The sequence below is a fragment of the Micromonospora sp. NPDC049048 genome (genome assembly GCF_043197615.1).
Taxonomy (GTDB): Bacteria; Actinomycetota; Actinomycetes; order Mycobacteriales; family Micromonosporaceae; genus Micromonospora.
Window position 1 is genome coordinate 612,828 of record NZ_JBICTM010000002.1, and the last position, 20,042, is coordinate 632,869.

18 protein-coding genes and 1 tRNA gene are annotated in these 20,042 nt (G+C 70.7%); 17 read left to right on the plus strand and 2 right to left on the minus strand.

All coding sequences use genetic code 11. From position 1 onward, the window contains the following. The first annotated feature begins 1 nt into the window (after position 1). The 13 genes from ACGFIG_RS08235 (at position 2) to ACGFIG_RS08295 (ending at position 13,507) form a co-directional block, all read left to right on the plus strand. Positions 2-244, plus strand: a complete 243-nt coding sequence (locus ACGFIG_RS08235; protein ID WP_089002193.1) for a phosphopantetheine-binding protein — start codon at positions 2-4, stop codon at positions 242-244. After that, the gene (locus ACGFIG_RS08240) at positions 241-1,398 is read left to right on the plus strand and encodes an acyl-CoA dehydrogenase family protein (RefSeq protein ID WP_393000480.1); all 1,158 of its coding nucleotides are present in this window, start codon (positions 241-243) and stop codon (positions 1,396-1,398) included. The genes ACGFIG_RS08235 and ACGFIG_RS08240 overlap by 4 nt, the downstream gene beginning before the upstream one ends. Next, positions 1,391-2,530: an acyl-CoA dehydrogenase family protein gene (locus ACGFIG_RS08245; RefSeq protein WP_393000482.1), complete on the plus strand. Its 1,140-nt coding sequence runs from the start codon at positions 1,391-1,393 to the stop codon at positions 2,528-2,530. The genes ACGFIG_RS08240 and ACGFIG_RS08245 overlap by 8 nt, the downstream gene beginning before the upstream one ends. After that, positions 2,524-3,219, plus strand: coding sequence for a 4'-phosphopantetheinyl transferase family protein (locus ACGFIG_RS08250; RefSeq protein WP_393000484.1), 696 nt, complete (start codon positions 2,524-2,526; stop codon positions 3,217-3,219). Before ACGFIG_RS08245 ends, ACGFIG_RS08250 begins: the two co-directional genes overlap by 7 nt. Beyond that, on the plus strand, positions 3,216-4,157 hold the full coding sequence (locus tag ACGFIG_RS08255) for a hypothetical protein (protein WP_393000486.1): 942 nt from the start codon (positions 3,216-3,218) through the stop codon (positions 4,155-4,157). Before ACGFIG_RS08250 ends, ACGFIG_RS08255 begins: the two co-directional genes overlap by 4 nt. Before the next feature lie 10 nt (positions 4,158-4,167). Next, entirely contained in the window at positions 4,168-5,733 is a 1,566-nt protein-coding gene (locus ACGFIG_RS08260; protein WP_393000488.1) for an amino acid adenylation domain-containing protein, read from the plus strand. Beyond that, positions 5,726-8,155, plus strand: a complete 2,430-nt coding sequence (locus tag ACGFIG_RS08265; RefSeq protein WP_393000490.1) for a condensation domain-containing protein — start codon at positions 5,726-5,728, stop codon at positions 8,153-8,155. Before ACGFIG_RS08260 ends, ACGFIG_RS08265 begins: the two co-directional genes overlap by 8 nt. Before the next feature lie 13 nt (positions 8,156-8,168). After that, on the plus strand, positions 8,169-8,927 hold the full coding sequence (locus ACGFIG_RS08270) for a hypothetical protein (protein ID WP_393000492.1): 759 nt from the start codon (positions 8,169-8,171) through the stop codon (positions 8,925-8,927). Positions 8,928-8,932: 5 nt separating this feature from the next. Next, positions 8,933-10,159, plus strand: coding sequence for an argininosuccinate synthase (locus ACGFIG_RS08275; protein ID WP_393000494.1), 1,227 nt, complete (start codon positions 8,933-8,935; stop codon positions 10,157-10,159). Then, positions 10,156-11,076: a methionyl-tRNA formyltransferase gene (locus ACGFIG_RS08280; RefSeq protein WP_393000496.1), complete on the plus strand. Its 921-nt coding sequence runs from the start codon at positions 10,156-10,158 to the stop codon at positions 11,074-11,076. The genes ACGFIG_RS08275 and ACGFIG_RS08280 overlap by 4 nt, the downstream gene beginning before the upstream one ends. A 54-nt stretch (positions 11,077-11,130) precedes the next feature. After that, positions 11,131-11,502 carry a VOC family protein gene (locus ACGFIG_RS08285; protein ID WP_393000498.1) on the plus strand — a complete coding sequence of 124 codons (372 nt, stop codon included), beginning with the start codon at positions 11,131-11,133 and terminating at the stop codon, positions 11,500-11,502. A 4-nt stretch (positions 11,503-11,506) separates the two neighbouring features. Continuing rightward, positions 11,507-12,031 carry a flavin reductase family protein gene (locus tag ACGFIG_RS08290; RefSeq protein WP_393000500.1) on the plus strand — a complete coding sequence of 175 codons (525 nt, stop codon included), beginning with the start codon at positions 11,507-11,509 and terminating at the stop codon, positions 12,029-12,031. A 1,032-nt stretch (positions 12,032-13,063) separates the two neighbouring features. After that, on the plus strand, positions 13,064-13,507 hold the full coding sequence (locus ACGFIG_RS08295) for a hypothetical protein (RefSeq protein ID WP_393000502.1): 444 nt from the start codon (positions 13,064-13,066) through the stop codon (positions 13,505-13,507). A gap of 350 nt (positions 13,508-13,857) precedes the next feature. On the opposite strand, the gene ACGFIG_RS08300 is transcribed toward ACGFIG_RS08295, so the two are convergent. Then, entirely contained in the window at positions 13,858-14,334 is a 477-nt protein-coding gene (locus tag ACGFIG_RS08300; RefSeq protein WP_393000504.1) for a hypothetical protein, read from the minus strand. Between the two features lie 285 nt (positions 14,335-14,619). Here ACGFIG_RS08300 and ACGFIG_RS08305 point away from each other — a divergent pair, with 285 nt between their 5' ends. Together ACGFIG_RS08305 and ACGFIG_RS08310 are read left to right on the plus strand one after the other, a co-directional pair. Then, entirely contained in the window at positions 14,620-15,048 is a 429-nt protein-coding gene (locus tag ACGFIG_RS08305; RefSeq protein ID WP_393000506.1) for a hypothetical protein, read from the plus strand. A 38-nt stretch (positions 15,049-15,086) separates the two neighbouring features. Then, positions 15,087-15,413: a hypothetical protein gene (locus tag ACGFIG_RS08310; RefSeq protein WP_393000508.1), complete on the plus strand. Its 327-nt coding sequence runs from the start codon at positions 15,087-15,089 to the stop codon at positions 15,411-15,413. 165 nt (positions 15,414-15,578) lie between these two features. Here ACGFIG_RS08310 and ACGFIG_RS08315 read toward each other — a convergent pair. Then, positions 15,579-15,651 (minus strand) — tRNA-Arg (locus ACGFIG_RS08315). Positions 15,652-16,045: 394 nt separating this feature from the next. Between ACGFIG_RS08315 and ACGFIG_RS08320 the strand changes: the two genes are divergently transcribed. Together ACGFIG_RS08320 and ACGFIG_RS08325 are read left to right on the plus strand one after the other, a co-directional pair. Continuing rightward, on the plus strand, positions 16,046-17,551 hold the full coding sequence (locus ACGFIG_RS08320) for a helix-turn-helix transcriptional regulator (protein WP_046569661.1): 1,506 nt from the start codon (positions 16,046-16,048) through the stop codon (positions 17,549-17,551). Further along, entirely contained in the window at positions 17,548-18,429 is an 882-nt protein-coding gene (locus ACGFIG_RS08325; protein ID WP_046569663.1) for a PfkB family carbohydrate kinase, read from the plus strand. Before ACGFIG_RS08320 ends, ACGFIG_RS08325 begins: the two co-directional genes overlap by 4 nt. The last annotated feature ends 1,613 nt before the right edge of the window (positions 18,430-20,042 follow it).

Consider the following 20,042-nt stretch of genomic DNA (forward strand, 5'->3'; position numbering starts at 1 on the left):
AATGGACGCCGCTTTTCCGGACCTGCTCAAGCCGTTCCTCAAGTACGCGGGAACGCAGCCCATCACCGCCGAGGCCTCGCTCAACGAGTTGGGCCTGGACTCGATGCGCGCGATCGAGCTGCTGTTCACCATCGAGGACACCTACGGGGTGTCCATGCCCGACGAGCTGCTGACCGACAGCACCTTCGCCACGGCGGGCAGCCTCTGGAACACCATCGAGTCGCTGCGGGGACGGGCGGCGTGAGCACCGCGACCGGCCACGAGAGCGCGCTGGCGGAGGTGCTGGCCGCCGCCGCCGCGCACGCGGAGCAGGCCGACGAGACGGCGGAGTTCCCCACGGCGGCGCTGGACGCGATGCGGGCCACCGGCCTGCTCGGCCTGCTGGTGCCGGCGGAGCACGGCGGTGGGGGCGGCGGGCTCGACGACCTGGTCGACGTGACCCTGCGGCTGGCCAGGGTGGACATGTCCGTCGCGTTGATCTTCGCGATGCACTGCCAGCAGGTCGTGGCGGTGGTCCGGCACGCCGACGGCCCGTTCGCCGCGCGGCTCCTGCCGGAACTCGGCAAGGGCGACGTCTACCTCGCCTCGGTGACCACGGAACGCGGCAAGGGCGGGCACCTGCTCAGCTCGGAGTCGGAGGTCCGGCAGGACGCCGGGTTCCTGACCATCGACCGGGACGCCCCCATCGTGACCGGCGGCCAGCACGCCGACGCGTACCTCATCACGACGCTGGCGCCGGACGCCACCTCGCCCAGCCAGGTGTCCCTGGTGTACGCCCGCCGCGACCAGCTCACGCTGGAGGTGCGCGGCGGCTGGCAGCCGCTCGGGATGCGGGCCACCCAGAGCGTGCCGATGCGGCTGACCGGGCGGGTGCCGGCCGACCAGGTCATCGGCGCCCCCGGGCGGTTCCGCGAGATCGTCGCCCCCACCTTCGGCCCGCTGGCGCACATCGGCTGGTCGGCGGCGTGGCTCGGCGCGGCCACCGGCGCGCTGTCACGGATCCTGCACCACATCCGCGACGCCGGCCGGGGCCAGTTCGATCCCTCCTCGGAGCTGCTGCTGACCCGGCTGGCCCGGGTCCGGGGTCGGCTCGACCTGGTCAACGCCCTGCTCCGGCACACCGTCGCCGCCGTGCAGGGCACCCCCGACGTGGCCGACCCGTCGACCCAGCTGCTGGTCAACTCCCTGAAGGTGCACGCCGCCGAGCAGTGCTTCGCCGCCGCCGACGAGATGGTGGAGCTGGTCGGCCTGCGGCACGGCTACCTCAGGTCGTCGCCGCTGTACCTGGAGCGGGTCTTCCGGGACCTCCGCTCCGCCTCGCTGAACTACGCCAACGACCGGCTGCTGCTGGTCAACGGGGCGCTGACGTTGCGGGACCGGCAGGTGCACCTTGCCTGAGCTGCAAACGGCACCGGCGGCGGCCCCCACCGCGCCCGGCCCGTCGGCACCCGGTGCCGACGTGGCCGCGCGTACCGGGGCGGCGCTGCGCGGGCTGGCGACCACCGGGGACGCGCGCGCGGTCTGGCGGGCGCTCGGCGACCACGGCCTGCTGCGCGACGTCGGGCCGGCCGAGCTGCCGGGGCTGCTCGGCACCCTCGACGCGCACTGCCCGGTCGGGGTGGTGCTGTCGGTCTGCGTCCAGGTCGCCAGCGCGCTGCCCGTCCTGCGCGAACAGGTCGACGCGGGGCCGGAGGACGGGCCGGTGCGGGCCGCGTACCACGACGCGGTCGCCGGTCGCGCGACGCTCGCGCTGGCCGCCACGGACCGCGACGGCGCCGGCTCCGACCTGATGGAGCTCGGCACGACGGTACGCCTCGACGACCGGTCGCTGGTGCTCGACGGCGGGAAGCGGTGGATCACCAACGCCCGCACCGCCGCGTACGCGCTCGTGCTGGCCCGGCACCGCCCGCAGCGGCACTTCACCAGCTTCGTGTGGGTGCTGGTGCCCACCGACGCCCCCGGCGTGCGGGTGTCCGCCACCCGGAACACCCCGCTGACCGGCGCCGGCCTGGGCGACCTGCACTTCGACCAGGTACGCCTGGACCGGTCGTACCTGGTCGGCCGCCCCGGCCGGGGCATGGTCAGCTTCGCCCGGCACATCGCCACGGAACGCTTCGCCGGCGGCGTGTGGGCAGCCGCGATGTGTCGACGCGTGCTCGCCGACACCCATCGTCGCCTCGTCGAGCGCCCCCTCGGTGCCGGGCGGGCCTGGGACAACCCGGCGATCCGGGAGCGGTTCGCCCGGTGCGTGGTGGAGGCCTGGCGGATCGAGGCCGCCTGCGACGCCCACCGGGAGAGCAGCGAGCCCCTGGTGACCAGCATGCTGCTGAAGGTCGCGGTGGCGCAGGGCCTGGACGTGGTGCTCGGCGAGTGCGCCGCCCTGCTCGGCGCGGAGGCGTACGCCGAGGGCGGGCTGGCGCAGCTGCGGGCCGCCGCCGGCATGTTCGCCACGGCCGGCGGCGCCACCGGGGCGATGCTCGCCGGGATCGCCGAGCACGTGCCCGACCTGCTCCGGGACCGGTCGTGGTGACGGCACGGCGGCGGGCGGTGCTGGCCTGCCGGGCGCGACCGCGCCGGGTCGCCACGGGCCGCCACGGCGGCATCGTCCGGCTGCGGCTGGGCGCCCGGGTGCGGGTGGCGGTGGCCGAGCAGCGGCTGCTGGCCCACCTTCCGCCGGCCCCGTCCGACCTGGCGGCCGTCGGCGACCTCCCCGCCGGGCCGCGCGCCGAACGGTTGGCCGCGCGGGCGCTGCTGCGCCTGCTGCTCGCCGCCGAGCTGGGCCGGACGGCCGGCGGCACGCCGATCGCCGCCCACGACAACGGCCAGCCCCACCTGCCCGAGTGGCCGGGGGTCGCCGTCAGCCTGTCCCACGACGCCGGCACGGTGGCCGCCGCGCTCGGGCGGGGCGTGCCGGTCGGCGTTGACGTCCAGGTGCCCGTGCCCGCGCCGCCGGCCCTGCTGCGCCGCTGCTGCGCCCCGCCGGTCCGCGCCGCCCTGGACCGGCTGCCCGAACCGGTGCGGGACCGCGAGTTCGCCTGGATCTGGACGGTGCAGGAGGCGTGCGTGAAGGCCACCGGCGCCGGCCTCGCCGGCCGGCCCTGGGCCATTCCGGTGCCGGCGGGACGGCGGACGGGCCGCTGGGCCGACCTGCGGTGGGTCAGCCTGCGCGGGCACAGCCGGGTCCCGGCGAGCGTGGCACACGGGGTGGGTACGCGATGACCGTCCCCGACCCCCGGTTCGCCGGGCTGAGCTGCTACACCAGCAACCTGGCCGGCTACCAGGCCGGCGAGTTCGCCGACACCGTGGAGCGTTTCGCCGACTCCGTACGCGTCGCGGTGCGCACGGACCTGCCGGCGGGCGGGCTCGCCTTCTCCCACCACCGGGTGCCGCTCGACCGGCTGCCGGACGGCACCCGGTTGGCGTGGGCCACCGCCCCGGTCGACGGCGTCGTCGACCGCGTCGACGCGGAACTGCGCCGCCACGGTCGGGTGCTCGTGGTCACCGACAACGCGGCGCTGCCCTGGTCCCCCTCGACCGACGGCACCGCCCACGCGCCGCACTGGTTGCTGGTCGACGACCGGCGCGGCGACGACTGGCACGTGGTCGACGGGTTCAGCGGGCTGCTGCCCGCCGGCGAGCAGGAGCCGTACGCCGGCTGGCTCGCCACCGCCGGCCTGCTCGCCGCGCTGACGCCGCCGCCGTCGTGGCGTCCGGAGCAGGCGCGGCGAAACGCGCTGGCCTTCGGCTTCTGGGTGCCCCCGCCGGCCGGCGCGCAACCGCAGTTGCTGGTCCGTACGGGCGGCGCCGGGGACGAGCCGGAGCTGCCCGGTGACTGGCTGCTCGACGAGGACGCCGCCCTGGAGTTCCTCCGCGACCACGTCGTCGCGCAGCCGGAGGCCGCCGGGGCGCACCTGGACGACCTCTGGGCCGTCGCGCAGCACCGGACGTTCCGGTACCGCCACCTCGGCGACGACGAGGCGGTGCGGGCCTGGTCGGACCTGCCCCGGGCCCTGCGCTTCGCGGTGGAGTCGGCCCGCCGGGGGCGCCCCCGGTCCGCGCTGGTGCGGACCACCTTCGACCACCTGCGGCAGCTGGAACGAGACCGGTCGACCACCCCAGCTCCGGCGGCGGAACGCCCGCACCGGCAGACCTTGTGAAGGATGTGCGATGCAGACCCGTACCCTCTACGACTGGTTCCGTACGTCGGCCCGGCAGTACCCGGACAACGTGGCGATCGAGGTCGCCTCGGACGCACTGACCTACGCCGAGTTGCGGGCCGCGGCCGGGCGGTTGTCGGCCGCCATGCAGCGGGTGCCGGGGCGGCCACCCCGACGGGTCGGGCTGCTCACCTCCCGCAGCCTCATCGGCTACGTCGCCTACCTGGCCGCCCTGCGGCTGGGTGCGACGGTCGTGCCGCTCAACCCCGCCAACCCGGCGGCCCGCAACCTCGCCATCACCGGCGAGGCGGACCTGGACCTCGTCATGGTCGACGACACCTCCGGCGACGGGCTGGCCGAGTTCCGCGCCCAGAGCACCGTCCGGGTCCTCGACCTGACCGGCGAGGGCTGGCGCCGGTTCCTCGCCCCGGACGACGCGACGGAGATCCCGCCGGCCGTGGAGCGGGGCCGCGACGACTTCGCGTACATCATCTTCACCAGCGGGACCACCGGGAAACCCAAGGGCGTGCCGGCGACCCACGCCAACGTCGACTCGTTCCTCACCGAGGTGATCAAGCGGTACCGGTTCCGGCCCGAGTCGCGGGTCTCGCAGACCTTCGAGATGTGCTTCGACGGCTCGATCCTGGCGATGTTCGGCGCGTGGGGCACCGGGGCCACCCTGTGCGTGGCCCAGCGCGGGGACGTGCTGACGCCGGTGCGCTTCATCAACACGAAGCGGCTCACGCACTGGCTGTCCGTGCCGTCGCTGATCTCGTTCGCCAAGCGGCTGCGGGCCCTCGCGCCGGACAGCATGCCGACGCTGCGGCTGAGCTCCTTCGGCGGGGAGCCGCTCACCATCGAACAGGTCAACGACTGGACGGCCGCCGCGCCGAACACCGCGGTGATCAACTGTTACGGCCCCACCGAGACGACGGTCATCGTCACCGCGTACGAGGTGCCCGCCGACCCGGCCGCCCGGATCGAGTCGTCGAACCGCTCGGTGCCGATCGGGGACATCTACCCGCACCTGGACTACGTGCTGCTCGACGAGGACCTGCGCCCGGGCGACGACGGCGAGCTGTGCGTCCGTGGCGAGCAGCGGTTCCCCGGCTACCTGGACCCGGCCGAGAACGCGGGCCGGTTCGTCTCCTTCGACGGCGAGCGGGGCCGTCTCTACGACGGCACCGGGCCGTTGACCGCCGAACACTGGTACCGCACGGGCGACCGGGTCCGCCGCGAGTTCGGCGAGTTGGTGCACCAGGGCCGCATCGACCACCAGGTGAAGGTACGCGGCAACCGCGTCGAACTGGCCGAGATCGAGGCCGCGCTGCGCGCCCACGCGGACGTGGTGGAGGCGGTGGTGCTCACCGTGGCCGGCGACGACGGGGAGCTGGACCTGCACGCCGTCTACACGGGCGCGGCGCTGGCCGACGACGACCTCACCCGGCTGGTGGGGCACCTTCCGCCGTACATGCGGCCACGGGCGTTCCACCACCGGGCGGAGATCCCGCTGACCGAGGTGGACAAGGTCGACCGCAAGCGGTTGACCTCCGAGCTGCTCGCCACCCGTGGCTGAGCCGGGCGCCGGGGCCGTCCCGGAGGCGGTCCCGGCCACCGCGATGCAGGAGGCCCTGTGGTGGGTGCACCAGCGGGCCCGCGACCGGTCCGTCTACCACCTCACCTGGCGGCTCGGGGTGGACGAGCCGCTCGACGAGGCGGCGCTGGCCGTCGCCTGGCAGGCGATGGTCGACCGCCACGAGGCGCTGCGGACCTCGGTGGTGCGGCAGGCGGACGCCGTCACGCTGGTGGTGGCGCCCCGCATCGTCGTCGGCCTGCACCGGCTGGAGGTGGACGACCCGGGGGACGCCGACCCGGGGACCCTGCTGCGGCTCGTCGCCGAGGAGGTGCACGCCGCGCCGGTGGACCCGGCGGCGGCGCCGCTGGCCCGGATCACCCTGGTCCGGGTCGGCGACCGGCACGAGGTGCTGCTGACCGTGCACCACATGGTGCTCGACGGCTGGGCGGTCCAACTGCTCGTCGGCGAGCTGTCGGAGGCGTACGCGGCCGTGCGGGAGGGACGGGAGGTGAGCTTCCCGGCCGACCCGGTGCCGTTCAGGACGTACGCCCGGGAGCAGGCCACGGCCCGCGCGGACGGCCGGTGGGACAAGAGCCTGGCGTACTGGTGCGACGCGCTCGCCGGTGCCGCCTCCGCCGTCCTGGAACCCGACCTGCCGGGCGAGGTGGCCAGCGGCGCACCCGGCGCGATCCTGCGCTACGGCTTCAGCGCCGAGGCGGGCGCCGGGATCGCGGCGCTGGCCAAGGCCACCTTCGCCACCCCGTTCGCGATCATCCTCGGTGCGGCGCAACTCGTGCTCGCCCGGGCCGGCGCCGGGCCGGACGTGGCGGTGGGCGTGGTGACCGCGAACCGGATGACCACCCGCGACCAGGCCCTGCTCGGCTACACCGCGAACCTCTGCGTGGCCCGGGCGAGGGTCGCCGAGACGGACACCGTCGCCGCGGTGGTGGGTGCCGCCCGGGACGGCATGTGGCAGATGCTGACCCACCAGGCGGTGCCGTACCCGGTGGTGTTCGGGGCGCTGCCCGAGCAGACCCGGGCCGCCCTCGGCGACCCCGCGCCGCTGCTGCTGAGCTACCTCGGCCCGATCGGCACCGACCTGCGTCTCGGCCCGGTCCCGGCGACGCTGCTGCCCAGCCCGAACCGGGCCGCCCGGGCCGACGTGGCGATGTCCGTCTGGGAGGCCGACGGCGGCTACCTCGCCGAGATCGAGTACCACACCGGTCGCTACCGGGAGAGCAGCGTGCTGGCCCTGCTGCACGACCTGGACGCGGTGCTGGCCGACGGCGGCGCCGAGCCGCAGCGTACGGTCGGCTCGTTCAACGTCGCCACCCGCGCCCGCACCGGCCGCGCGGCCCCGGCCACCGTGGACCGCGACCCGGCGACCGGCCCGCTGCCCGAGTCGGCGCACTGGCGCCACGTCGTCGCCGCCTGGACCGACGTGCTCGGCGCCCCGCCGGCCGGTTCCGACGCCGACTTCTTCGCCTCCGGCGGCAACTCGTTGAGCGCCCTGCGCCTCGTGGACGCGCTGGCCGCCGACGGGCGACCGGCGGTGGACGTCGTGCGGTGGCTGGGCGAGCCGACCCCCCGCCGGCTGGCCGACCTGCTGGGCGGCGGGTCCGAGCCGGTCTCGGCGGAGTCGACGCTGGTACGCCTGCGGGACGGCTCGGGCCCGCACCTGCACCTGGTGCACGGCGCCGGCGGCAGCCCGCAGGACTACCAGGACCTGCTGGCCGCGCTGCCGGAGCACTGGCGGGTGACGGCCTCCCGCGACAGCGCGCAACTGCCGACGGTGCCGGACCTGGCCCGCCGCTACCAGGCCGACCTGGACGCCGCCGGCCTGGTCCCGGACCTGCTCGGCGGGTGGTCGTTCGGCGGTCAGGTCGCCTACCAGATGGCCGCCGACCAGGTCGGGCGACGACCGGCGCTGGTGCTGCTGGACTCCGCCCCGCCGGTGGGGTACGAGCTGCCGGACGAGGAGGTCCGGCAGCGCTTCGACACCTTCACGGAGAACATCCACCGGGCCCTCGACCTGGAGCCGGACGCCCCGAGGCCCCGGACCACGGGCGGTACGGGGCCGGGCGGCTTCGACGAGCGGCTGGCCGTCGGCGCGCTCGCGGCCTGCCTGGCGGCCGTCCGGCAGCCCGTGCCGACGGCGCTGCTGGCGCACCGGTGGCACAGCTACGAGCGCCACACCCGAGCCGGTGCCGGGTACGTCCACGACGGCCCGGTCGACACTCCCGCGCTGGTCATCGGCGCGGACCTGCTCGACGCGCAGCTCGACCAGTGGGCGGCCCGCGTCGGCGCGGCCACGTCCCACCGGATCGACACCGACCACTTCGGAGTGCTGCATTCCGCCGCCGTGGCGCAGGTAGCGGCGGCCGTCATCGATTTCGCACGCGTCGCGGCGGCGCGAGGTTAACCAAGGAGGATCCGTGTTCGACTCGAGAGTCTTGTACCAGCAACTGCGGGAGCACGTGGAGCGCCAGGTGGCGCCGGACGACATCGCCACGGCCCGCCGCGACTTCTCGTACCTGGGGCACGCGAAGGTCTCCTTCGTCGCCCCCGACAGCGTCAAGAAGGCCGTCGCCGACGAGGTCAACGAGCTGATCGACAAGGCGGGCACGCGACGGGACCTGCGCTTCGCCGAGACCGACTACACGCCGCGCCGGATGCGCAACGTGACGCGGGCCGAGATCGCCGACCTGGGCACCGTGATCAGCGGGATCTACGGGGCGGAGCCGATCCTGCGGGTGCTGTCGGAGGTGGCCGGCGAGCCGGTGCACCCGTGCCCGTACGAGCCGGAGCAGTTCGTCATCACCTGCCTGGAGAAGGACGGCGACACCCACGGCTGGCACTGGGACGACTTCACCTTCGCCCTGGTCTGGGTGGTCGAGTGCCCGCCGGTGGAGCACGGCGGCTTCGTCCAGTGCGTACCCGGCACCACCTGGAACAAGCAGCGCCCGGAGATCAACCGAGCGCTGGTCAGCCGCCCGATCTACTCGATGGAGCTGTTCCCCGGCGACCTGTACCTGATGCGGACCAACACCACGCTGCACCGGGTCGCCCCGGTCCGCCAGGGTCGCCGCAAGATCATCAACATGGGGTACGCCTCCACGTCCGACCTGACCCGCGACCTTACCCACGAAACCATGGACCAGCTGTGGGCCACCGCGCCCGCCGGAGAGGTGTGACCGTCATGTCGTCTCGGAACAACATCGCCCCCCAGCACATCGTGCTCGCCTTCTCCGGCGGGCTCGACACCTCGGTGGCCCTGGTCTGGCTCAAGGAGCGCTACCGCTGCCGGCTGACCGCGTTCATCGCCGACCTGGGCCAGGGTGAGGAGTTGGACACCGCCGCCCGCAAGGCCGAGAAGCTCGGCGCGGACGAGGTGCGGGTGGTCGACCTGCGCGAGGAGTTCGCCCGCGACTACGCCTTCCCGATGTACCGGGCCAACGCCCTCTACGAGGGTCAGTACCTGATGGGCTCCTCCATCGGCCGGCCGCTGATCGCCGCCGCCCAGCTGCGGGTGGCCGAGGAGGTCGGCGCCGACGCCGTGGCGCACGGGGCCACCGGCAAGGGCAACGACCAGATCCGCTTCGAGATGACCTTCGCCGCGCTGCGCCCCGACATCACGGTGATCAGCCCGTGGCGGGAGTGGGACCTGGCGTCCCGCAGCGACCTGCTCGCCTACGCCGGACGGCACGGCATCGAGCTGGACCTGAGCAGTGGCGAGCGCCCGTACTCCATCGACAGCAACCTGCTGCACACCTCGTACGAGGGCGAGGCGCTGGAGGACCCGGCGCAGCCCGCGCCGGAGGGCCTGCTGTTCCGGGTACGCGACCTCGCCGACACCCCGGACGAGCCCGAGACCGTCGAGATCCACTTCCAGGGCGGCAACCCGGTCGGCGTCAACGGGACGCCCCTGTCGGCGAGCGCCGTGCTGGAGGCGCTCGACGAGATCGGCCGCCGGCACGGGATCGGCCGCCTCGACATCGTGGAGAACCGGATCTTCGGCATGAAGACCCGTAACATCTACGAGGCGCCGTCGGGTAGCCTGCTCTGGCACGCGCACCGGGCGGTGGAGTCGCTGGTGCTCGACCCGGAGGTGGCGCAGCTCAAGGAGGAGCTGATGCCGAAGTACACCGCCCTGGTCTACCGGGGCCTGTGGTTCGCCCCCGAGCGGCTGATGTTGCAGACGGCCATCGACTTCAGCCAGCAGAACGTCACCGGCGACGCGATCCTGCGGGTGCACCGGGGCACCGTCCAGGTGATCGGCCGCCGCTCCCCGCACAGCCGCTACGACACCGCGTTCGCCACCTTCGAGGCGGACGACGTGTTCGACCAGCGGGACTCCTCCGGCTGGCTGCGGGTCAACACCGTCCGCTTCCGGGCCGGGCTGGCCAACGGGACGGCGAAGCCGTGAGGATCGTCTTCTTCGGGTACGGCGAGCTGGGCGCCACCGTGCTGCGGGGCATCGCGCCGCAGCACGAGGTGCTCCTCGTGCTGACCCACCGGGCCGAGTTCAGCGGCCTCGGCGAGCCGGACGTGGAGCTGGCCGCCGCCGAGCTGGGACTGCCCGTGCGTTACTCGGCCACCGCCCGCGAACCCGACCTGCACGAGCAGCTACGCGAACTCGCGCCGGAGGTCATCGTCTCCACCAACTGGCGGACCCGGGTGCCGGCGGAGGTGCTGCGGATCCCGGAACGCGGCGCGATCAACACGCACGACGCGCTGCTGCCCGCGTACGCGGGGTTCGGCGCGGTCAACTGGGCGATCCGCAACGGCGAGGAGGAGACCGGCCTCACCGTGCACTACATGGCGGAGGAGCTGGACACGGGACCGGTCATCACCCAGAGCCGCGTGAAGATCGGCCCGCACGACACCGCCGGGCAGATCCTGGACCGGCTCCTCGCCGAGTACGTGCCGGTCACGCTGGAGGCGTTGGACCGGGTCGCCGAGGGGCACCGGGGCGAGCCGCAGCCGCCCGAGGGGGCGTCGTTCTACCACCGGATCGGGGTCGAGGACACCCGGATCGACTGGCGGGACAACGCCACCACGATCTGCAACCTGGTACGCGGCCAGTCGGACCCGTTCGTCAACGCGTGGACGACGCACCGGGGGCTCCGGCTCTGGGTCAAGGCCGCCACCCGGCCGACCCGGGCGCACGGCGGCACACCCGGCCGGATCGTCAAGGCCGACTACGGCGGCGTGGTCGTCGCCAGTGGTGGTCCGGGCGACGGCGACGACCGCGGCGTGGTGCTGCTCCAGGTCCAGACCGAGACCGGCCCACCCGTGCGCGCCCTCGACTACTTCACCACCTTCGGCGAGTACCTTCACTGACACGGTGACCGGGGGCGCCGGTCATCGCGCGACGACGATGACGGGAGAGGTCGGATGATCGGTCGACTGCACTCGGTGGTGCTGGACTGCCCGGACGCCGAGAAGTTGGCGGAGTTCTACGTCGAGCTGACCGGCCTGGAATGGGCCGACAGCGACGGGTACTGGGTGACGTTGAAAGGCTCGGACGGGCATCCCCGCCTCTGCCTCCAGAGCGTCGCCGACTACCAGCCGCCGCAGTGGCCGGATCCGACCTTCCCGCAGCAGGCACACCTCGACGTGGAGGTGGACGACATCCGGGAGGCCGAGCAGGCCGTACTCCGGCTGGGTGCCACCCTGCTGCGCGGCGGCGGGGGCCGCAACCACGGCTTCCGGGTCTACGCCGACCCGGTGGGGCACCCGTTCTGCCTGGTGTGGGGTCAGGACTGACGCCATGACCAACCAGGACCAGGCGGTGGAGTTCCGCCGTACCGCGGGCTCGTTCGCCACCGGCGTCGGCATCGTCAGCAGCGTGCACGACGACATCCCGCTGGCGATGACGGTCAACTCGTTCACCACCGTGTCGCTGCGCCCCACCCTGGTCCTGACCTGCCTGAAGCACCGGAGTCGACTGCTCACCCAGATCCGCGACTCCGGCATCTTCGCGGTCACCGTGCTGGCGGCGGACCAACGGGACGTCGCCCGTTGGTTCGCCGACGCCCGGCGCCCTTCCGGCGCGGCCGCGTTCGCCGGCGTCCGGGTGCACCGCGCACCGGCGACCGGCTGCCTCGTGTTCAGCGAGGGACTGGCCTACTTCGACTGCCGGGTCCGCGACCTCTCCGACCAGGGCGACCACTCGGTGGTCATCGGGGAGGCGGTGTCCTACGGCGCCCTGCACCCGACCAAGGCACCGCTGCTGTACCTGCACGGGTCGTACCGGTCGATCGCGGCGGCGCCCTCCGCGGCCTCCGCCGCGTAGCGGACGGAGACGGCCACCCACCCGGCGGCGTGTCATCACCGGCGCGCCCCGATGGCGTACGCGCGCATCCAGTCCAGCGCCGGCAGCAGGCGGGGCCGCATTGACGACAGCGGCTACCGGCTGACCGTGACGAAGCCGGATCTTGACTGGAACGCCGGGCGCGACCTGGGCTGCGTCGGAACCCCCGCCCGCTCCCGCAGACGCAGGCGGACTCAATCCGTGGATAGCGCGTGGACAGCGACAAACGGTGACTTCGCGCGGCACACTGTCACACAGGGAACCCCCGTCGGTGGGCAGGCATATCAGGAGTTCAGATGGCGTTACGGCTGTCTTCGAGGTGCCCCCGGTCCGGCGTCTTCGCCTGCTGCGTCCGTCCGACGAGGTGAATCCGAGTCTGTGAGCCAGCGGTGGTCGTAGCCAAGATGATCCCAGCGAGAACGCATCCAGCGCTGCTTCCGGGCAGAGGAGGTACGCCACAGGTACCTCAAGTTGTCGCCCAGCAGATGCCGTCGCTCCGGGGCGACACAGCCGGGTAGCCCATGGCAGAGGTCGGCAAGTTCGTTGATCTGTTCACGCCGCTTCAGCAAGGTCTCCAGCGACTCGTCGTCCACGGGAGCCGTGTACGACCGAATCTCCAGGAAGGCCAAGTGCAGGAGCTGCAAGACGGCCTCCTCTGTCACTACGTCCGGTGGCTCGACGGTCGTCACCGGACAAGTCTCTCCCGGCGGCCGACCGGACGGCGTGCGTGCGGTCGTCTTTCGGCAACCCCCAGTTCGGAAGAGCGCGCTCAACCAAGCCCTGAGTCCCGCGACGCCTGCGACCGGGACATCTGCCCCCGTGCCCGCACATGACCGCTGCCCGCCACAGTCACCGGACCATTGAATGGACCATGACGGCCTCGGGAGGATGGCTCACGCCATGCCTGCCCTCTGCTGCCAGAGTTGATCGACGGAATGAGGAGGGGAGACACTAGCCGTGGCCAGGCGCAGGTACCGCAAGTCCCAGCCGGTGGAGCCACCAATCCCGCCCCAGATGCCCCGCACGCTCATGGGCAGGTTCCTACGGGAGAGCATGCTGCGCCACTCGTCGGAGCGTGAACCACTCACGGCAAGGTTCCCAGAGTTCAGCTCGCTCGGCTCCGCCCATGTCATGATCGCCGCCTTCCAAATCGCGGTGGCCCGACTCTTCGAACCCAACCACGGGCTCAAAGACGTCGACCTCCTCATATCTGCCATGCAGCGCGCATTCGGCCCGGAACTGCCTTGGCCGGAGACCGAGGCCCTTATCCGCTTCGAGATGGGTGAGGATGTTGCGATCGGAGGCTTCTCGGTTCGCACCAAGACTTGCGCCATGATCTTGACCCTTGGGGCCTATGCCGACTTCGTGGAGCGGAACGAAGCAGAGGTAGACGGACTCCTCACCGAAGCCGAGCGAAGAGCCTTCGACCACGGGCACCATCCGGAGCTTGCGGAGTAGCAGCGGCTGCGACCAACGTCGTCATGGCCACCCGCACCAGGGCACGGCTGCGCTGTGGGCGCGCGGCTGCCCGGCGGCGTACGGATTACCGCCCCCGGCCCGGAGGCCGGGGGCGGCTTGCCGTGTCGGCGGCTCTCCGCGCGCCTGATCCCGGGTACTCGGTGGCAAGCCGCGAAGCGGCGCGGCAACCGATCGCCCGGCCACGACGGTGGCCGACAACCCCGCGATCGTCACGGCAAGAAGGACCGCCACGCTGATAACCGTCTCGATGCCCGGATGAGGACGACTCGCCCGGTGATCATTGTTCGCTGAGCTCTCAGGGAAGCCCCGACGTACTGACGAAGTGCCGGTTACCGTCCTGTCGTGAGAGAGCGGAACTGCGGCTCGGCCTGACGCCAGATGCTGATGAACTCCAAACGGGCAACGCTCAGCCGCATCCATACGCCCACCGGTGGCGCCCATGGCGGTGACTCACCCCACTCAAGGCGAGGGCGGGTGGTGAAGGTGAACACCACGTCGATCTCGGTCATCTCCACGTACATGTTCAGGTGGTCGAAGGTGTCGCCAAGGTGCAACGGCCCCCGTTCCCGTATGCCAGGCTGCTCCGCCAAGCTGCACAGGCGGCGAAGATCCATGTAGTGCGGGTACCAGGCAGATGTGCTGCCATCCCCGATCGGGACGCCACCCACGTAGAGCTGGAACTCACCGAACCGACCGTCCTCGCTGGTCGGGACGAACTCCACGCGAAACCCATCGCGGGAACCCGCAGCCGGCGCCGGCAGGGCCAAGCCGACATCACCGTCGTTTGCATCCATCTGGGAAACCACCGGGACGATCCTACGGATGGCAACTCCCGATACGTCGTCACCCACGAACGGTCCGGGCGGAACTGTTCGCCGGGGGTGCCGACGACGGACCTGACATGAGGCGCTGCGGATCGCCCGAGGACGGCCGGAGGCCGCCCGGAGGGGGGCCGCAAGCTGGCACTGCGACCGAGTGAGGCGCTGGCGCTGCGCGAGCAGGACTGCCACCTTCCGGCAACGGGGTGGGGCCGGCGGACGCTGGTCGACAACCGGTCCCAGGCGGGCAAGCGCTGGACCGACAGCGGCGAGGTGCACGACCGGCGCGGGTTGAAGCACCGGGCGGCGGCGGAGTCCCGGGTCGTGCCGATCCCGCCGGAGCTGGTGGGCATCCTGCGGCGGCACGTCGACCGGTTCGGCGTCGCCGATGACAGTCGACTGTTCCGCAGCGGCAAGAGCAACGTGGTGGCAGCGTCGACGTACTCGCGGATGTGGAAGGCGGCGCGAGGGCTGGCGCTGGCTCCGGTGCAGGTGGCGTCCCCGCTGGCCGGTCGGCCGTACGACTTGCGGCACGCGGTGGTGTCGCTGTGGCTGAAGTCCGGTGTTCCGGCACCCGACGTCGCCGCCCGCGCCGGCCACTCCGTCGACGTGCTGCTGAAGGTGTACGCCAAGTGCATCGACGGCCAGGAAGCGACGGTGAACCAGCGGATTCAGGCGGCGTTGGGCGGTTTGGGTGAGTAGCCTGCGCTCCCGCATCGCGCTCTGGCTACTCTCGCTCGGTGGCCGAGGACTTCACGATCAAGCTGACCCACGACCAGGCCCTGGTGCTCTCCGACTGGCTTGACAAGGTGATCGGTACTAAGAGGTTCGATGCCATCGTTGACGAGGACATCGCTGTCTGGTCGGCGTTGCACCGCATCAGCGGCACCCTCGATAAGTCGTTCGTGGAGATCTTCATGCCGGACTACACGGCACGCCTGGACGCCGCCCGTACGCGTCTCCTCGCGGACCTCGGGGACCATTTCGTGCAGGGACGGCAGGTGCAACGGGGCGCGGGGCACCACGACAGCGGCTATGAGGGTGCCCGTGGCGAATCCGGATCTTGACCGGAACAACAGGTGCGACCTGGGAAAACCCTCCCAAGATTAGTCCGTGAATAGTCCGTGGACAGCGACAAACGGCGGCTCCGGGCGGCACATCACTGCACAGGTCGACCGATCGACGCGGTGACGTATCCGCTGGTCAGATGGCGTTTTTGCTGATCTTCGAGGTGCCCCCGGCAGGATTCGAACCTGCGACACACGGTTTAGGAAACCGATGCTCTATCCCCTGAGCTACGAGGGCGCGAGTGCCCAGTCTAGCGGCCTGCCGGTTCACCCGGGGTGGCAGGGAGTGGCCCACGTTCACCCACGTCGTCGCCCTGGTCAGGGCCGACCGATGACCACACCCCGAGCACACGGACCCCGGCAGCGACCCGGCCCGTTGACCCGCCGTGGCATCCGGTGGCACCGGTTGCCCCACGGTGGCATCCGCTCTCGAGCACACACCGCGCACATCATCGAAGGTCCGGAGTCGGGTCTCGGGTCGCCCGCCGATAGACGTTGCTCGGCGCGGACAAGGACGTCGGCGCCGGGGTTGTTGAGGCGCTGGCCGGTTCTGGCGGAGATCGGTTACGGTAACGTCGCTTTGCGTCAATGCAGCCGTCGTGTCCGTACGGGGTTGTGAAGGGACGGGCGTCATGATCGATCCGCAGCGGGTAGACGATGCGAAGCGGGCACTGGGTGCAAGGCTTGCCGCCTGGCGCAACGTGCGTGGGCTGACCCAGTTGGCATTGGCGAGGCGGGTGCCGGTTTCCCGGACCACGATCGCGGGCGTCGAGCGCGGGCAGCAATGCCCGGACCGGATCTTCTGGCAGCGCTGTGAAGCGGCCCTAGCCGCTGGTGGAGAGTTGCTGGCCGACTACGACGACTATCGGCGCCTGAAGCAGCAGCTTGATCAGGAGAAAGTCGAAGCGGCACAACGCATGCGGTGGGGCGAAGTCGAGGACCGCTCACTACCGGCTGGCACTCACGGTGTCCCGGTGACGGATCCGGCACGGGAGTCGTTGCGCGACCTCGCCGCCACGGATCTGACGGCCGGTGGTCCGAACGGCCTGACGGCACCACTCGCGCGGGTCGCCGGTGCCGCGGTGGCAGGTGAGACGGACTTTCACGATGGTGACGCGGTTACGCTTGCGGTCATGTCCGATGGGCAGGCGATGTCATTGCGGGTAAGCCGGAGGGCTCTGCTGGAACTGGCCGCTGGCCTCACCGCCGTGCCGGTTGTCACCACCACAGGCGTTTCTCACCCACGGTCCGTCGACCCTGCCGTTGTCGATCACTTCGCGGAGCTTCGCGCGCTCCTCGTACAAGCGGACGACCTGCTGGGTGGCCTCACCATCCTGTCGACCGTCGAACAGCAGATCGCGCTGATCGCCGCCCTGCGTCGGCAGACACGTGGACAGCTTCGTAACCGGCTTCTCAGCACCGAGGCACGGTGGAGCGAGTTCGCGGGTTGGCTCAGCGACGATCTCGGCGACCGGGCCGCGGGCGACCGCTGGCTGGACCGCGCGGGAAGCATGGCGCAGGAAGCCGACGATCAGGAGTTCTGGGCGTACGTCCTGACCCGTAAGGCACAGCGGATGGTGGGAACCGGGGACGAGGACTGTGTCGTCGGGCTGGCCCGTGCCGCTTCCCGCCTGCCCGACACGCCCCCGCTCCTGCACGCCTTCGCCGCCATCCAGCAGGCGCACGGCAGCGCCATCGCGCAGGACGCCTCCGCTTTCCAGGCCGCGGTCGAGCGTGCCCACACACTCGTGGCGACCGCCAGGCCGCCGAGCGGGGGAAGCAGTGCCCTCGGTTCGTTCTGCACCCGGCCGTACCTTGCGGCGCAGGAGGGCGAGGGATGGCTCCGCCTCAACCAACCGCGTCGGGCCATCGACAGCTTCACCAACGCCGTCAACACGTGGCCCGACCGCTACCGACGCGAACGGGGCGTGTACCTCTCCCGCACGGCGCACGCCTACCTGGCGGCTTCGGAACCAGGCCAGGCCGCCACCGTCGCGGCTGAAGCGTTGACCACGGCTACCACGACGGGCTCGGTTCGGGTCCGCCGAAACGTCACCACCCTGGCCCGGCGACTCGAACCCTTCTCCAGCCAGCCGGAAGTGCGACAGCTCCTCGACCAGCTGGCCACCAGCGGATGAGTCACCAACTACCCGATCAGGTCCGTACGCCGCATGTCGCCTTCGTCGGCCGCGCCAACATCGACATCACCGTGCGGATCCCCCAACGGCCCGTCGCTGGCCGGACGACGTTCGCCTCGTCACCCGCGACGACCACACCGGGCGGCAAGAGCCTCAACCAGGCTTTGGCCGCACGACAAGCGGGCGTCCGCGCCAGCCTGATCACCAACGTCGGCGACGACGAATGGGGCGCCTCCCTGAGCCGAGCCCTCACCAACGCGGCCATCGACATGTCCTTCCTTCAAGTCGTGCCATCGGCTCCGACCGGTACCGCGATCATCGAGATCACCCCCGACGGCGAGAACTACATCGTCCTCGCACACTCCACAGAGACTGAGCTCGCCAGCGAGCATGTGCGCAACGCACTTCAGCAGCTACGAGCTCCGATCGTGGTAACCCAGCTCGATCTCCAGCCCGATGCCGTTGACGCCGTCTTCCGGCATCACCACGCAGAGACGCTCATCGGCAACCTCGTGCCACATCCCTCGCTCGGTCTGACCGCCCTGGCCCCACTCGACCTGTTCGTTTCGAACGAGGCCGAAGCGGCAGCGATACTGGGCCGCCACCATGCCAATCCGTCGATCGCAGCGCAGGAACTCCGCAAGCTGGGCCCACGAGCGGTGGTGGTGACCGCTGGCGCTCGCGGCGCCGCCTACAGCGATGCCGACCACACCGCACTCGTCCCCGCATCACACGTCAAGGCCATCAACACCAGCGGGGCCGGTGACGCCTTCCTCGGCACCCTCGCCGCACGACTCGCTCACAACGTGCCGCTACCCCACGCAGTCGCCAAAGGCGTCGCCGCCGCAACAACCTTCGTGCAGCTCGACAGACGCTAGGCGACTAGGTCGGGACGACGGTGACATCGCTGGCCTTCATGGTTGCCAGACGCCCGCACTGATCCGAGTCTCCACAAGATCGCGAGGGACGATCGGTTCGAACTCGAGTGCGTATCCGACAAGGCCTCTGGCAGCGGCATGCCTGGCACACCGACTGCGGTCAGCAGAACGGCCAGCCTCCCAGGGTCCTGCTCGAAGAGGATGTCGCTGAAGGCATCGAGGCTTCCGCTCGGGTTGCGTGACAGAGCAGCTGCGAGAACTCGTAGACGAAGCCGGCAAAGTCGACGAGCGACGCTCCGTCGATTACGAGCACAGGGGTTTACAACGATGCCGCAAGGGGTCTCGCCGGCAAGAGGGCCTCCAAGGCAGGATAATGCAGCGCTGCGCGCGGCCACGACTACAACGGACAGACGGAATGGACTTTCCCCAGCAGCCGTGTCGCCAATGGCCGCCGCCGCGAGATGGTCAGCCCTGCCTACTTTCTATACCCGGCGGTGACTGCTCCTGCTCTACCCTTGGGAAGAATTGGTGCCATTCAAGTCCAACATCTGCCCGAATGCGTTAAGAGCCGAGCGGCTAGTCACATCATTAGCAGGCGCTCGCATTCGCCATTCGGATACTTGATCAGCAGGCTTCGGCCATCGCCGCGCTTTAGGACATCTTGCACTAGATCATATACTTGAATTGCGCGGTTGATGGTGTCCGTTCTGGTATCTCCCGACTTCCGGACGGCACTATCGAGCGCCAACATTGACCTTTGAGTAAAATTGACGGTTACACGGGTTAGCGGCCCGCTGCTCCCACTCGCACCTCCAGACGCAACTGCCGGAGGGGTGATGCCGCCATCGGACTCACGCCGTTTCGGAACGCCGCCATTGCCCGCTTCAACAGACCCCTTCGCTGGCATATATATCCCCTTCTCCCATGCCCGGTACTCTTTATCGCTGCTGACAGTTCCCAGGAAAATTTAAGACACTTCGCGTTACCAATGGGCGCCCGTCAACAGACTCACGGGTTCAGGGCTGCTAGTCAACCGTCCCTCCAAGCTGGAACATCGCACACCATGTGCGACGGGTCTTGCGATGCACGTTGAGACCATGACAATGGGCCTAGGAGTCTCGTCCTACGACCCATGTCGGTCAGTCTTTATGCACAGCGACCGCACCCGATCCAACACGCAGGAAGGAAGTGAAGCTTGTTCGCTTGCACGATTGGGGTTATGCAGTGAACCAGGGGCGTTGCCCGTCCCAGCAGATTGACCAAGAGCTCAACCTGGCCGATCACACTGACCCCATCGAGTCCGAACCGTCGGACAAGGCACGCGTCTGGGCGCATCACCGAACAGAAAGATCAACGGAAGGGAATTTCTTCGCAACCTGGTGGCGATTCGCCATTGAGATAAAGTTTCTGCCTTCGAAGCGAACGGCTCGACACGCCCTAACCCTATCCGGGCTACTGGTAGCCGCAATCGCCGCAGCGGTTACATGGGTTGCCGCTTCGGTGAATGAAATTCCCGACGCCATTTCCGTGCCTACACCGATACTGGTCCCGTTGATCCTTCTAGCAGTTAGGGCAATCGTGACGAAAGGTCGGCGATAACTGGCCCGACTGCA

Coding starts and splice junctions, on each gene's coding strand:
- ACGFIG_RS08325 (WP_046569663.1), top strand. CDS start 17,548: ATGAGTCACCAACTACCCGATCAGGTCCGTACGCCGCATGTCGCCTTC.
- ACGFIG_RS08295 (WP_393000502.1), top strand. CDS start 13,064: ATGCCCCGCACGCTCATGGGCAGGTTCCTACGGGAGAGCATGCTGCGC.
- ACGFIG_RS08260 (WP_393000488.1), top strand. CDS start 4,168: ATGCAGACCCGTACCCTCTACGACTGGTTCCGTACGTCGGCCCGGCAG.
- ACGFIG_RS08235 (WP_089002193.1), top strand. CDS start 2: ATGGACGCCGCTTTTCCGGACCTGCTCAAGCCGTTCCTCAAGTACGCG.
- ACGFIG_RS08285 (WP_393000498.1), top strand. CDS start 11,131: ATGATCGGTCGACTGCACTCGGTGGTGCTGGACTGCCCGGACGCCGAG.
- ACGFIG_RS08255 (WP_393000486.1), top strand. CDS start 3,216: ATGACCGTCCCCGACCCCCGGTTCGCCGGGCTGAGCTGCTACACCAGC.
- ACGFIG_RS08275 (WP_393000494.1), top strand. CDS start 8,933: ATGTCGTCTCGGAACAACATCGCCCCCCAGCACATCGTGCTCGCCTTC.
- ACGFIG_RS08320 (WP_046569661.1), top strand. CDS start 16,046: ATGATCGATCCGCAGCGGGTAGACGATGCGAAGCGGGCACTGGGTGCA.
- ACGFIG_RS08290 (WP_393000500.1), top strand. CDS start 11,507: ATGACCAACCAGGACCAGGCGGTGGAGTTCCGCCGTACCGCGGGCTCG.